We start from the raw sequence: 14,205 nt of genomic DNA, 5'->3' as shown, positions 1-14,205 counted from the left end.
TTTCGCTGTCTCTAGAAAACTAAAAAAGGCAGCCCTCACATAACGTGAAAGCTGCCTATAACATGTACAATAATAGTTACTTGCGCATGTGAGATAGCTCTCCGAAACGTTTAGAATCGACAGTTTTACATTTATTAAATGCAAAACCAGCACAGCATCGGAAACAACGATGCTCCACTTCGGCAAGCTCCCCTTTCATACATTGTCACTGGACTTGTTCGCCCTCTAATGTACTACTCTTGAACCTCGCACCTCTATCATCACTTAAATAGTGAATGTATTTAATTTTGCCTTAGCGAAAAAATTTGTAGTTTATATAGTTGAAACATCTACAATAAGCTAAGGAGCCGTATATAACATTGCTATTTTAGATCAATGTTATATACAACCTTAGCATATGACTAATCCTTTGACAATGACTCTTGTTGAAAAGGAATTCCATCTGCATTCATTTCACCACCTTCAGAGATGGGAGTCTTCTGTAGCTGACGCTTTGCTTTCGCTACAAAGAACGATCTGCTGAATGAAAATAAGCGTGAATATTGCTAGCTAGATTAGCAGGCATACCGGCTTCTTGTAACGCTAACTCACTTGCCTCACGAATTTTTTTGACAGAGCCAAAATGCTTAAGTAATTGCTGTTTTCGCTTTGGACCAACACCCTCTATATGATCGAGAACAGATTGAATGGCATGCTTCTCGTGCTGCTGTCGTAAGAAGGTAATGGCGAAGCGGTGTACTTCGTCCTGAATTCGTTGCAGTAGATAGAATCCATCACTTGTGCGCTTTAACGCAATTACTTCAGGTGGGTCACCAAATAAAAGCTGTGACGTATTATGCTTTTCATCTTTTGCTAATCCGGCAATTGGAATGACTAGTCCGAGTTCATCTTCTAATACTTCTCGTGCGACTTCCATTTGCCCCTTCCCACCATCAATTAGTACTAAATCTGGCAAAGGTAAACCTTCTTTTAATACTCGTGTGTAACGACGCCTTATTACTTCCTGCATTGCCCCGTAATCATCATGTTTGGCAGCTGTGCGTGTTTTGTACTTTCGATACTCTTTCTTTGCTGGTTTTCCATCGATAAATACAACCATTGCAGATACTGCATCTGTTCCATGCATATGACTATTATCAAAAGCTTCAATTCTTAAAGGCGTTGAAATACTCATAGCTTCACCGAGTGCCTCACATGCGCCTATTGTTCGTTCTTCCTGACGTTCAATAAGTTGGAACTTTGCTGCTACAGCAATTTCAGCATTTTTAATCGCTAATTCTACAAGTTCTTTTTTTTGCCCGCGTTTTGGTGTTAGCACTCGAACATCAAGTAATTCCGTTAAAATATCCGCATCAATAGATTGTGGGATAAAAATCTCCTTCGGCTTAATGTGTTCTAACTTGTCGTAAAATCGGCCAACGAACGTTAAAAATTCCTCTTCTGCCTCTTGATAAATGGGGAAAATCGAGACATCTCGTTCAATGAGCTTTCCTTGACGAACAAAGAAAACTTGCACACACATCCAGCCCTTCTCGACTGCATAGCCAAATACATCGCGGTTTGTAGTATCACTTGAGACGATTTTTTGCTTTTGCATAACAGTGTCTATATGAGCAATTTGATCACGAAACTCTTTTGCACGCTCAAACTCTAAATTTTCTGCAGCTGCAAGCATCTTTTCCTCGAGCTCCTTTTTGACCTCCTCAACACCACCATTTAAAAATTTCGTCATATCCTCAATCATATCGTGGTAAATTTGGGCATCAATATCTTTTACGCAAGGTGCTAGGCATTGTCCCATGTGATAATACAAACAAACCTTGGAAGGTAGTTGCACACATTTTCGGAGCGGATATAAACGATCAAGCAGCTTTTTCGTTTCACTAGCTGCATAGGCATTTGGGTATGGGCCAAAGTATTTCGCCTTATCCTTTTTCACTTTTCGCGTCGTAATAAGACGTGGATGTTTTTCATTTGTAATTTTTAGATACGGATACGTTTTATCATCCGTCAGCATAATATTGTATTTCGGATCATGTAGTTTAATAAGATTAAGCTCTAAAATTAAAGCTTCTATATTGGAGGATGTCACAATGTACTCAAAATCTTCTATTTCGCTTACAAGTCTCTGTGTTTTCCCTTCATGCGTACCAGTAAAATACGAGCGTACTCGATTTTTCAGCACTTTGGCTTTCCCAACATAAATAATGATTCCTTGCCGATCCTTCATCAAATAGCAGCCAGGCTGATCTGGTAAAATTTCAAGCTTTCGTTTAATTAAATCATTCATCGCCTACCAGCCCTCCTTTTTGTTAAAACTAGCGTTCGCTTTTTCTCTTTATTATATAACGAAAAAAAGCCGAGCACATCTATAGATGGCTCGACTTTTCTTTTCTTTCAGGATCAATTATGCCTCGGCATAATTGCGTCCGGAATCGGCTTTGTGCTTAGGCCAGCACGATGCAGGTCAGTTAGCCGTTATCGCATGGATGCGATGGTTTTAGGCTAACATCCCCTAAGAACTCCTTTCCGATTCCGTGACATCCGCCGGAGGCTTTGGGCCAACGTGATGTTGGTCACTCAGTCGTCGCCACAGGACGTGGCGTTCTTAGACTGAGTTCCTCTATTTCAGCGGGTGTTTGGACACCCCTGAAAAGTAGCTTAAATTTGCATTCATCTCCCATCTGTAAAGGTGGGAGACTTGTGCTGAAAGAAGTTAAGCATGTTTTGCGATAAATGCTTCTAACGCTTCTTTTGGTTGGAAACCAACAGTTTTGTCTACTAATTCACCATCTTTAAATAATAGTAATGATGGGATAGACATAATTTGGTATTGCGCTGCAGTACCTTGGTTGTTATCTACATCTACTTTTACGATTTTAGCCGCACTACCTGCAGCATCCATTTCTTCAAGAACTGGCCCAATCATTTTACAAGGTCCGCACCAAGCAGCCCAGAAGTCTACTAGCACTAACCCTTCTTTAATATCATCTTGGAAAGTTGCATCTGTTGCATGTACAATTGCCATTTGAAATCCTCCTTAAACTTACTATGCTTGTAGTATAGCATGGATAAATTCGCTAGAGCGAACAATCTGCCTAGTATGCATAATTTATGAAAAATTAGGTCGAAAAAGGTATTAGGTTGATTTGCTAATTAGCTATTTTTATTGAAAACGACCTTTATACACATAAGTTAACGTAATAAAGAGATAAATAGCTAATGTAATGCCTGTTACGATAATAGATGTTGTAAAAATAATACCAATCAAAATTGCACTTAACGCAATAATAGCGATCCAAGTTGTATAAGGGAACCATTTCACTGCATAAGCACTTGTTTTTTCCGGCTGTTGTTTACGCGATTTCAAATGCGCAATCGCAATAATTAACCAAATAAATAACACGGTGTATCCAAGTGAACCCATTAGGTAATCAAAGGCTTTGCTTCCCACAAATAAAGAAATGATTACGCCCATATATAAAGCTAAAGTACACATCAGTATAGCATATACTGGAACTTTTCTTTTTGATAAACGTGCAAAGATTTTAGGAACACGCCCGTCCACAGCTTGTGTATACAAAATGCGTGATGAACCATAAAGTCCCGAGTTCATTGATGAAATAATGGCAAGTAAAACAACTGCGTTCATAATATGGTCAGCACCAGGAATCCCAATCATTTTAAACACCATCACAAACGGACTTTCTGGTACCCCATTTACTTCATTCCAGGGAATCAAGCTAACGATAATAAAGAAAGGCAGTATATAGAAAGTCACAATGCGTACTAATGTACTGCGAACAGCTTTTGGCACTACTTTTTCAGGATTTTTCGTTTCGGCTAATGTAATACCAATAATTTCAGTGCCACCGTAAGAATAAATAACTACAAGCATTGCAGCAATTAACCCCGTTGATCCATTCGGGAAGAAACCACCGTGCTCCGTTAAATTAGAAAAACCAACAGCCGTATGATTACCAAAAGTAACAAGTAATAAAATTAGTCCCGCTACGATGAACACCACAATAACGGTAATTTTAATTAACGCCAGCCAATATTCCGTTTCAGCAAAAACTTTCACTGATAACAAGTTAATGGCTGTAACTAACACCGAAACGGCTAATGCAAGTATCCAAATTGGGTAATCTGGCAACCAATATTGAATAAAAATGGCCGCAACTATAGATTCTGCGGCGATATTTAAAACCCACATTTTCCAATAAATCCAATCTAGGAAATAAGCTGGATACTTCCCTAAAATGTTTTGAACTAAATCTCTAAATGTTCTAGCTTCGCTATTACGGACTGCCATTTCTGCTAGACCTTGCATAACAAATAACAGAATAATACCACCTATTAAGTACGCTAAAAGTACGGATGGCCCTGCCATATCAATGGCTGCACTACTCCCTTTAAATAACCCTGCACCAATGGCACCACCTAAAGCCATCATCGTAATATGTCGTGAGGTCATTGTTCTCTGTAATTTCTGATTATCCTTTTCCATTTCCTTACCTCCTAAAATGAACAAATATACTAAAGCGCTTGTTTACATCCGACAAGCGCTGGAGAGCCCGAAGCAAAAAGCAAGCGCTCCTCCACTTTTGCCTGAGGGATTGAAGTGACCTCGAGGATGTAGCATTTTAGCCTAAACGAAAATAAAAAAGGCATATCGTCTGTTCCTTCATTATCAAATGAAAGAAGAGACGATATGCCATAAGCAAACCGCGGTACCACTCTAATTGGTTCTATAAAAACCCTACTTAAAAACCTTGTAACGAAGGTTAATCGTCAAGTAAATAGAATAATCTGTTAATTCTACTTATCTTACCACTCCTAGGCAAGTTCAAAGTCTTATTGGACTGCGTTGCACCATCCCGCAGCTCTCTTCACCAAATAATGAGCTTTTACTACTCCTAATCTTTGCGTTTCAAAACATTATTTTCGAAAAATTTAAATATTACAAATCACTATACGGTCTAAAATTAACTCTGTCAACACTTTATTTTGCAATAACTTTAAAAACTCGAAAAATTCGAACACAAAAAAGCGGAGAAGATACATCTTCCCCGCACTAATATCAATTTCGCCTTGGCATAATTGCGTCCGGATTTTGAATTGTGTCTGCACGATTCAAAATCCGTGACATCCGCCGGAGGCTTTATCTTCATTCAGCAAATTTGCTGAATGAAGATAATTTAATTATGCATTTACTTTTAACGCTTTAAATTCTTCAATTAGAAGAGGCACTACCTCAAATAAATCACCAACGATACCGTAGTCTGCAACTTTGAAAATATTTGCCTCTGGATCTTTATTAATCGCAACGATTACTTTTGAGTTTGACATACCAGCTAAGTGCTGAATTGCTCCAGAAATACCCGCTGCAATGTAAAGGTCTGGTGTTACTACCTTACCTGTTTGACCAATTTGAAGTGAGTAGTCACAATATTCAGCGTCACATGCACCACGTGAAGCACCAACTGCACCACCAAGTAAATCTGCAAGCTCTTTTAATGGCTCAAAACCTTCCTCTGATTTTACACCTCGACCACCTGCAACAACTACTTTTGCCTCTGAAAGATCTACACCCTCTGAAGATTTACGTACTACCTCTTTAATGATTGTACGAAGGTTTGTAATATCCACAGCAATAGAAGTTACATCTCCTGATTTACCAACTACTTTTTCTAATGGTGCAATATTATTTGGACGAATTGAAGCTAAAACCAAGCCGTCTTTTACTTTAACTTTTTCAAAAGCTTTACCAGAATAAATTGGACGGATGAATACAACATCATCACCAGCACCTTCAATAGACGTTACATCCGATACAAGACCTGCTTGTAATTTACTTGCAATTTTCGGCGATAAATCTTTACCGTTTGCAGTATGACCAAATACGATACCAGTTGGCTTTTCTTGCTCAATTACTGCTACTAAAGCTTGACCATAACCATCAGATGTATATTGTTTTAAATGTGGATGTTCCACAGTTACAACACGGTCAGCACCATATTCAAATAATGGACCTGTTAAACCTGCCACAGCATCGCCTAAAAGTACACCAACAACCTCACCACCATCTGCGATTTGCTTTGCAGCTGCAATTGCTTCGAAAGAAACATTACGTAAGCTTCCTTCACGAACTTCACCTAATACTAATACTTTTTTTGACATAGTATATTCCCTCCGTTACCCTTTAAGATTCGATTTGCATTTTCAGATGACTTAAACTACTTTAGCCTCTGAATGAAGTAGGTTTACTAGCTCTTTTACTTGAGCAGAAAGTTCGCCTTCAAGAACACGACCTGCTGCCTTTTGAGCTGGTAAGAAAATATCAACCGTTTCTACCTTAATTTCTACATCATCTTCATCGATATCTAAATCATCTAATTCAAGCTCTGCAAGCGGCTTCTTTTTCGCTTTCATGATACCTGGTAAAGATGGGTAACGTGGCTCGTTTAAACCTTGTTGAGCTGTTACTAAAAGTGGTAAAGATGTTTCGATAACTTCCGAATCACCTTCGATATCGCGTACAATTTTCGCAGATGTTCCGTCAATTTCAAGCTTAGTAATTGTCGTTACATAGTTAATGCCTAGTAAATCTGCAACGCGTGGACCTACTTGACCAGAACCTCCGTCAATGGCAACGTTTCCTGTTAAAATTAAATCAGGATCTTTATCTTTTAAATATTCAGCTAAAATATATGCAGCTGCGTTTTGATCTAATTCATCTAAATCATCTTCTGTATTAATCAGAACCGCCTCGTCTGCTCCCATTGCAAGCGCTGTACGTAGTTGCTTTTCTGCATCTTCGCCACCAATCGTAACAACTGTTACTTTACCGCCAGCAGCGTCACGCACTTGAATTGCCTCTTCAATTGCATATTCATCGTAAGGGTTGATGATGAATTCTGCACCATCTTCTTGGATTTTACCACCCGACACAACGATTTTTTCTTCTGTATCAAACGTACGTTTAATTAATGCAAAAATATTCATATATCCATACCTCCTGAAACGTTTTTTATTTCTAAGTAAACTTATAAATATTATATATTTTCAGTGTCGATAACGTCGATAACACTCTTTCAAGTCGCTATCGACACTGATGGAATATTATTTGCCAGTAAACACAGGCTCGCGTTTTTCAATAAATGCTTGAATTCCCTCTTTAGCATCTTCCGATACGAATACCGTGCCAAAGGATTTTGCTTCAGCCTCAATACCTTCATAAAATGAAGCATGCTTAGCATATTGCAATGTTTGAATAGCTGCTTTTAAAGCAACCGGGCTCTTCTTCGCAATTTTTTTTGCTACCTTTAGCGTTTCATCAAGTAATGCTTCATCTGCAAATGCACGATTCGCTAACCCCCATTGCACAGCTTCTGCACCAGAAATCGGCTCACTTGTAAACATCATTTCTGCAGCTTTTGCAACCCCTACGTATCGTGGTAGACGTTGTGTACCCCCGAAACCTGGAATTAGACCTAATTGTAATTCAGGTAGCCCTAATTTCGCAGTTTCTGTCACAAAGCGCAGATGACAACTCATCGCTAGTTCAAGTCCCCCGCCTAATGCGGCACCATGAATTGCAGCAATAATAGGTTTAGAGAACGATTCCACTCGCTCAAAAACTTGCTGACCATTGCTCGCTAGCTTCGTAAATTCATCCCCAGATTCAACCTCTGTAAATTCCTTAATGTCTGCCCCTGCTGAGAAGAATCGGCCTTCGCCATGAAGTACAAGGACACGTACAGTGTCATCGTTTTCTACGGCATCTAGCACAGCATTTACTTCGTTAATGATTCCGCGGGATAATGCGTTTGCTGGCGGACGTGCAATCGTAATAATTGCTACTCCATCTTCTACTTTCCAACTTAGAAATTCCATTTCTCCACATCCTTTTAAGCTTTAATGCCGTTCAGGATTAATGCCTGAACCTTTGGAACCTGTTCTATCAAATCATATCGATAGTCATTCATAACCCATGACGTAATGGTTTCGTCAATTGTTCCAAATACCATTTGACGTGCCAATCGTACATCCATCGTTGGATTGAACTCACCTGAAAGCATACCGTCGATTAAAATTTGATCAAGTAATTGTAAATACTCTCTTAACACCGAATTGATCTTTAATCGTAAATCTCTGTTCGATTGTCGTAGTTCCAATTGTGTGACGGTTGCTAGGTATCGATCTGTTGCTAGAACATTAAAATGATTTTCTATCATTCGTGAAAGTTTGTCTTTAGACGTACTTCCATTTTCTATTATATCTTGTAATGACTCTACAAAAACAGCCATTTTTTCATTAAAGACAGAAATTAATATATCTTCTTTATTTTTAAAATATAAATAGATTGTTCCATCGGCCACCCCTGCCTGTTTGGCAATCTTCGATACTTGTGCTTGGTGATACCCATTCTCTGCAATAACGATGACAGCTGCATCAATAATTTGCTTATATTTTGGCTTATCACGTTTCACCTTTATATCACCACCTAAAAAAACTTGCGTACGTAAACATTCATGCTCAATCACTATGTTCATACCAGCTATCTCAAAATTGTTTCACTAATGACTTTGAAGAATGTGACGTGTTAACCTAAAAAAAATATGAAAATATGAATGGTCATTCATTCATATTTTCATATTATATTTTACAACTTTACTTGTCAATACTTTATCACGTCTTTATTTTGCTTCTTTATTCGCCAATTTCGTTTTTTCTTCATCCACTAAAGCTCGGCGCAAAATTTTTCCAACTGCTGTTTTCGGTAGTTCATCTCTAAACTCATAATAGCGTGGAACTTTGAAGGCAGCCAAGTGTTGTCGGCAATATTTATTTAATTCGTCTTCTGTAATCGAATATCCTTCTTTTAAAACAATATAAGCTTTTACTGTTTCTCCTCGATATGGATCCGGTATACCAGCAACTATACATTCTTGGATTTCCTCTCGTTCATATAGTACTTCCTCTACCTCACGCGGGTAAATATTAAAACCACCTGCGATAATCAAATCTTTTTTACGATCAACGACATAGAAAAATCCTTCTTCATCCATATAGCCCAAATCTCCAGTTAAAAACCATCCATCTACGAACGCTGCTGCCGTATCTTCTGACCGATTCCAATAACCCTTCATAATTTGTGGCCCTTTTACAGCTATTTCCCCAACCTCTCCGACTGGAAGCGCCTCTGTATCCCCAGTACGTAAAATTACCGCATCCGTATTAGGCCAAGGTACACCAATTGATCCGATAACTCGTTTACCCCAAATAGGCGTACCATGTGTAACAGGAGAAGTTTCTGTTAATCCATATCCTTCAACCAGCTTTCCTCCTGTTACCGCTTCAAATTTCTCCTGCACCTCTACTGGCAGTGAAGCGGAACCACTTAAGCATGCTTTAATGGACGATAAATCGTACTTTGTAATATCCGGATGATTTAATAAACCAATATATAAAGTCGGTGCACCTGGGAAAAGTGTTGGTTTTTGCTTTTCAATCGTTTTCAACGCTGTTTCTACATCAAACTTTGGTAAAAGCACCATTTTATTTTGCGTAACAACAGATAATAACATAACAGTCGTCATACCATAGACATGGAAGAATGGTAGTATGCCCATAATGGTTTCCTCACCATGCGCGCATTTATACATCCATGCATCACACATTGTTGTATTGGCAATTAAATTTTTATGAGTCAGCATAACACCCTTAGGAAAGCCAGTTGTTCCACCTGTATATTGCAGCAATGCAATGTCCTCTTCAAAATCAAATGGAATATCCATCATTTTGATTGGCGTAGAACGCATAATTTCTGTAAATAGATGATTTTGACCACTATGTTCAACCTTTACACTAAAACCGTACTGCTTTTTTTGAATAAACGGATAAACTAAATTTTTGGGAAATGGTAAATAATCTTTAATGGCAGTGACGATTACATTTTCAAGTGCAGTTTCCTTTATGATTTTCATGACGCGTGGATATAAAATATCCATCAATAAAATAACTTTCGCACCTGAATCAGCCATTTGATATTGAAGTTCACGCTCAGTATAAAGTGGATTTGTTTGCACAACAATCGCTCCAGCGTACATTGCTCCGTAGTAAGCGATTACACTTTGCGGTGAGTTTGGCAGCATGATAGCCACACGGTCTCCCTTTTCTATCCCTAGTGCTTGTAAATAGTTTGCGAATCTTAGCGCAGACTCATATAGCTCTGTGTACGTCAAATCCTTACCCATAAAATGAATCGCCACTTTGGATGGATTCTTTTTATAGGCACGTGTCAAAAATTCTTGCACAGGAATTTCCTCAAACGTTAAAGACGATGGTACTTCTTCAGGATAATTTTTCAGCCATGGTTTTTTTGTCATACGTTCACTCCCCTTTGTCCCAAACTTTATAAATACTTACTTTAATTATAATGAAAAAGAAATATAGTTTCAAACGCAAAATAGAAAATAAATGCATTTTCGATTAATTATTATGCGTTTCACAACATTTATATAACTGTATTTCTCAGGTTTTTGAATTTATATCCCTTATGAATACTCATTCATTCTTTCTTTTTTCATACAAAAGATTGAGGTAATATTCTTATATTCAAAAAATAATTTTTGAATGATTACTTTTCAGATAGATGAAAGAATATTAATAGACTTTGGTAGTATTTTGCGATGGTTTTGTTTTGCGGATGTTGTAACTTGATTTTTTCGAGGGGATTGTAGTCTTTTATCTATTGGAGCGATTACACACTCAACCTGAGCAGTTTTTCACTCTTTTCCGTCGCTTTAGCTCTTCGATCCGGCGCACTGGCCTCTTTCCGTCGCTTTGACTCTTCTTTCCATCGTTTTAGCTCTTCGATCCGGCGCACCGGCCTCTTTCCGTCGCTTTGACTCTTCTTTCCGTCGTTCTGACTCTTCTTTCCGTCGCTTTAGCTTTTCGATCCGTCGCCCTGGCCTCTTTCCGTCGCTCTGACACTTCTTTCCGTCGTTTTAGCTTTTCGATCCGTCGCCCTGGCCTCTTTCCGTCGCTTTGACTCCTCTTTCCGTCGTTCTGACACTTCTTTCCGTCGCTTTAGCTCTTCAATCCGTCGCCCCAGCCTCTTTCCGTCGCTTTGACTCTTCTTTCCGTCGCCCTGGCTCTTCTTTCCGTCGCTTTAGCTTTTCGATCCGTCGCCCTGGCCTCTTATTGTCGCTAGATACCCGAGCAGCTCTTCTCTCTACCCATCAGATATAAAAAAACGCATCCTCTCAAAAGGATGCGTTTTCTTACTTAAATGGTCATCATATAGTAGACACCGACTGCCAAAAATGCGATGCAGACAACGATTAGTATTTTTGCTAATTTTTCCATGTCATTACACTCCTATGCAATACTTGCCCCAATAACAAACGATAGACCGACTGAAATAGTAAAGGATATGAAGCCGACTGAACGATTATCATTTGCGATTTCTTGATCAACATTAAAACGTGGTGTCATAAATTCAAATAAGAAATACGCCACAATAAGTAATATAAAACCAAATAGACCCCAGCCAATCATTTCACTTAAATTACTATGGCGCGCAATGGAAAAACGAAAAATATTACAAATCCCCAGTATTTTTCCACCTGTTGCAAGCGCCACAGCGATATTACCATTTTTAATTTCTTCCCAATTTTTATATTTCGTAACGACTTCGAATAATGCCATCGAGACGACTAAACATAAAACAACCACACTAAAATATCCTGCCGTTTCGATAATTGGATATCGCCAAAAGTTAGAATTCAGCATTTTCTCCGTCCCCTTTACAGCTTATTTCAATTCCACAACCGTGACGCCGAAGCCCCCCTCACCGGCTTCACCAAAACGGAAGGATTTTACACGCTTATGCTTTTTCAAATAGGTTTGAATTCCTTGACGTAATGCGCCTGTACCGACACCGTGAATAATTGACACACGCCCATAATTTGCAAGTAAGGCATCATCAATATATTTTTCTGTACGTATAATGGCATCTTCAAATCGCTCGCCACGTAAATCTAATTCTAATTTTACTTGGCTATTGCGATTTTTCACACCCGTAATACGTTGCACAGGTTCCTTTTCTGGTTTAATGTACTCTAGATCACTATCCGAGATTTTCATTTTCAAAATACCCATTTGGACAACCCATTCGGAATTCGATACTTTTTCAAGCAATGTACCCCGTTGACCATAGCTTAACACCTTTACCTCGTCTCCGACAACTAAGTTTTGTGCACGGGCCTTTACTTGTGCTGCTTTTTTCAGCACTTTATTGTTTTCAAGCGGTGTAGCTTCTTCCAATCGTTTACGAGCTTCGATAAGCTCATGCTCCTTGACAACTTGGTCTGCATTTTTGCGCATTTCCCGAAGATCCGCAATAATTGATTCTGCTTCTATTTTTGCTTCATCAACAATTTTACGAGCTTTTTCTTTCGCTTTTTTATCGAGTGCTTCTTTGCGTTCTTCGTAAGCAAGTACTTTTTCTTGCAGCTCTTTGCGTAGGTCTTCAGATTCTATCAGTAATTCACGAGAGCGTTCTGCATCATCTTCAGACTGGCGACGAGTCGCTTCAAGTGAAGCAATCATTGACTCTACCTCATGGCGATCTGTGCCTGTAAAGCTTTTCGCGCGGTCAATAATCGACTCTGGTAAGCCAAGGCGACTTGAAATTTCAAATGCATTCGAACGACCTGGTACACCGATAAGCAGACGATATGTTGGACTCAGTGTTTCAATATCAAACTCCACACTTGCATTGGCAACCCCTGGACGATTATAGCCGTATGCTTTTAGCTCAGGATAATGCGTCGTCGCCATAACACGGGCGCCTCTACCATGTACTTCATCTAAAATGGAGATGGCAAGAGCTGCCCCTTCCTGAGGATCAGTCCCAGCCCCTAATTCATCAAATAGTACTAGTGACTCGTGATCAAACTTTTTTAAGATGTCTACAATATTGACCATATGAGATGAGAATGTTGACAGTGATTGCTCAATGGACTGTTCATCTCCAATATCCGCAAAAAGCTGCTTGAAAACGGCTAGCTCTGAACCATCAAGTGCAGGTACTGGTAACCCTGCCTGTGCCATTAATGTACACAGTCCAACTGTTTTTAAAGTCACAGTTTTACCACCAGTGTTTGGTCCTGTAATTACAACGGCCGTAATGTCTTTCCCAAATTCAATATCATTGGCAACTGCAGTTTCGATCGGTAAAAGTGGATGACGTGCACGCACAAGTCGAATATAGCCATCGTTATTCATTTTAGGCATTGTACATTTGTTCGCTTGACCGTACTTGCCTTTTGCTAAAATGACGTCTATTTCACCTAGTACTTTTACTAAGTTAAATAAATCAGGCGCTACTTCCTCTACCATTGCACTTAAAGCAAGTAAGATGCGTTCAACCTCAGCTTGTTCCTTCATTTTTAATCGATGAATTTCATTATTCGCTTGGACAACAGAATCTGGCTCGATAAATAATGTTTGACCAGAAGATGATTGGTCATGCACAATTCCACCATAATGATGACGATACTCCTGCTTAACTGGGATAACAAAGCGATCATTACGAATCGTTACAAGTGTATCTGAGAGCATTTTTGAAGCATTGCTCCCACGTGTAAGGCTTTCAAGCTTAGAACGAACTTTAGCCTCCTCAGCGCGCAAAGATTGGCGAATGGAACGCAAAGTTTGGCTTGCAGAGTCTAGCACTGAGCCGTTGTCATCAATACAGTTATTAATTTCATGCTGCAAACCTGTTAAAACAGGCATTGAATCCTTTTTGGCGATGAAATGAGGAATCTCAATCACTTCTTCTGATTCGATATCTTCAATAAAATTGCGAAGAATTCTACTAGCTCGAATTGTACTTGAAACTTCCATTAATTCTATCGCTGAAAGCATGCCACCAATTTGTGCACGTCTCGCAGCTGGTCGTACATCAAAAATACCACCCATCGGCACATTGCCTTTTACACGTAAAATAGAAAGTCCTTCATCCATTTCTTCTAATAATTGTACAACTTTTTCATAGTCTGTTTGTGGTACAAGCTCATCAATGGCTGATTTGCCAATTGATGAAGTACAGAATGTAGCCACTTGCTGACGTACTTTATCATATTCTAGTGTTTTCAATGCGCGTTCTGCAATCACTGAGAACACCTCCTC

At 39.1% G+C, this 14,205-nt stretch carries 12 protein-coding genes, 1 riboswitch and 1 other annotated feature; of the genes, 2 read left to right on the top strand and 10 right to left on the bottom strand.

Annotation, left to right across the window (positions count from 1 at the left end; translation table 11 throughout):
* Positions 1–86: 86 nt before the first annotated feature.
* A riboswitch (Lysine riboswitch) is annotated at positions 87–265 on the bottom strand.
* A gap of 237 nt (positions 266–502) precedes the next feature.
* The 8 genes from uvrC to ACVWXS_RS07000 all read right to left on the bottom strand — a co-directional run bounded on the left by uvrC (position 503) and on the right by ACVWXS_RS07000 (position 10,394).
* Positions 503–2,290 (bottom strand): excinuclease ABC subunit UvrC, encoded by a 1,788-nt coding sequence (gene uvrC / locus ACVWXS_RS07035; RefSeq protein WP_456957164.1) that lies wholly within the window; start codon positions 2,288–2,290, stop codon positions 503–505.
* Positions 2,291–2,716: 426 nt separating this feature from the next.
* Entirely contained in the window at positions 2,717–3,028 is a 312-nt protein-coding gene (gene trxA / locus ACVWXS_RS07030; RefSeq protein WP_004226420.1) for a thioredoxin, read from the bottom strand.
* A 138-nt stretch (positions 3,029–3,166) separates the two neighbouring features.
* On the bottom strand, positions 3,167–4,510 hold the full coding sequence (locus ACVWXS_RS07025; RefSeq protein WP_456957162.1) for an amino acid permease: 1,344 nt from the start codon (positions 4,508–4,510) through the stop codon (positions 3,167–3,169).
* A 192-nt stretch (positions 4,511–4,702) separates the two neighbouring features.
* Positions 4,703–4,936: a binding site (T-box leader), on the bottom strand.
* A 269-nt stretch (positions 4,937–5,205) separates the two neighbouring features.
* Positions 5,206–6,183 carry an electron transfer flavoprotein subunit alpha/FixB family protein gene (locus ACVWXS_RS07020; RefSeq protein WP_368635671.1) on the bottom strand — a complete coding sequence of 326 codons (978 nt, stop codon included), beginning with the start codon at positions 6,181–6,183 and terminating at the stop codon, positions 5,206–5,208.
* A 51-nt stretch (positions 6,184–6,234) separates the two neighbouring features.
* Entirely contained in the window at positions 6,235–7,008 is a 774-nt protein-coding gene (locus ACVWXS_RS07015) for an electron transfer flavoprotein subunit beta/FixA family protein (RefSeq protein ID WP_368635670.1), read from the bottom strand.
* Positions 7,009–7,125: 117 nt separating this feature from the next.
* A complete protein-coding gene (locus tag ACVWXS_RS07010; RefSeq protein WP_456957159.1) occupies positions 7,126–7,899 on the bottom strand; it encodes an enoyl-CoA hydratase in 774 nt (257 codons plus the stop codon).
* Positions 7,900–7,913: 14 nt separating this feature from the next.
* Positions 7,914–8,495, bottom strand: a complete 582-nt coding sequence (locus tag ACVWXS_RS07005; protein ID WP_368635975.1) for a TetR/AcrR family transcriptional regulator — start codon at positions 8,493–8,495, stop codon at positions 7,914–7,916.
* Positions 8,496–8,702: 207 nt separating this feature from the next.
* On the bottom strand, positions 8,703–10,394 hold the full coding sequence (locus ACVWXS_RS07000; protein ID WP_456957157.1) for an AMP-binding protein: 1,692 nt from the start codon (positions 10,392–10,394) through the stop codon (positions 8,703–8,705).
* 457 nt (positions 10,395–10,851) lie between these two features.
* On the opposite strand from ACVWXS_RS07000, the gene ACVWXS_RS06995 reads away from it, so the two are divergent.
* Together ACVWXS_RS06995 and ACVWXS_RS06990 are read left to right on the top strand one after the other, a co-directional pair.
* Positions 10,852–10,998 (top strand): hypothetical protein, encoded by a 147-nt coding sequence (locus ACVWXS_RS06995; protein ID WP_456957155.1) that lies wholly within the window; start codon positions 10,852–10,854, stop codon positions 10,996–10,998.
* A 57-nt stretch (positions 10,999–11,055) separates the two neighbouring features.
* The gene (locus ACVWXS_RS06990; protein ID WP_456957153.1) at positions 11,056–11,259 is read left to right on the top strand and encodes a hypothetical protein; all 204 of its coding nucleotides are present in this window, start codon (positions 11,056–11,058) and stop codon (positions 11,257–11,259) included.
* A 129-nt stretch (positions 11,260–11,388) separates the two neighbouring features.
* On the opposite strand, the gene ACVWXS_RS06985 is transcribed toward ACVWXS_RS06990, so the two are convergent.
* A complete protein-coding gene (locus tag ACVWXS_RS06985; RefSeq protein ID WP_068983927.1) occupies positions 11,389–11,802 on the bottom strand; it encodes a DUF350 domain-containing protein in 414 nt (137 codons plus the stop codon).
* Between the two features lie 21 nt (positions 11,803–11,823).
* Positions 11,824–14,190, bottom strand: a complete 2,367-nt coding sequence (locus ACVWXS_RS06980) for an endonuclease MutS2 (protein ID WP_456957151.1) — start codon at positions 14,188–14,190, stop codon at positions 11,824–11,826.
* Positions 14,191–14,205 lie beyond the last annotated feature (15 nt).

The sequence above is a fragment of the Lysinibacillus sp. TE18511 genome (assembly GCF_054062295.1).
Note: the sequence above shows the minus strand (reverse complement) of the source record. Positions and strands in the feature narration are given on the sequence as shown.

Excerpts from the sequence above, each read along its gene's own strand:
- ACVWXS_RS07025 (WP_456957162.1), bottom strand. The coding sequence starts at position 4,510 with ATGGAAAAGGATAATCAGAAATTACAGAGAACAATGACCTCACGACAT.
- ACVWXS_RS07010 (WP_456957159.1), bottom strand. The coding sequence starts at position 7,899 with ATGGAATTTCTAAGTTGGAAAGTAGAAGATGGAGTAGCAATTATTACG.
- uvrC (WP_456957164.1), bottom strand. The coding sequence starts at position 2,290 with ATGAATGATTTAATTAAACGAAAGCTTGAAATTTTACCAGATCAGCCT.
- ACVWXS_RS06985 (WP_068983927.1), bottom strand. The coding sequence starts at position 11,802 with ATGCTGAATTCTAACTTTTGGCGATATCCAATTATCGAAACGGCAGGA.
- ACVWXS_RS07015 (WP_368635670.1), bottom strand. The coding sequence starts at position 7,008 with ATGAATATTTTTGCATTAATTAAACGTACGTTTGATACAGAAGAAAAA.
- ACVWXS_RS07020 (WP_368635671.1), bottom strand. The coding sequence starts at position 6,183 with ATGTCAAAAAAAGTATTAGTATTAGGTGAAGTTCGTGAAGGAAGCTTA.
- trxA (WP_004226420.1), bottom strand. The coding sequence starts at position 3,028 with ATGGCAATTGTACATGCAACAGATGCAACTTTCCAAGATGATATTAAA.
- ACVWXS_RS07000 (WP_456957157.1), bottom strand. The coding sequence starts at position 10,394 with ATGACAAAAAAACCATGGCTGAAAAATTATCCTGAAGAAGTACCATCG.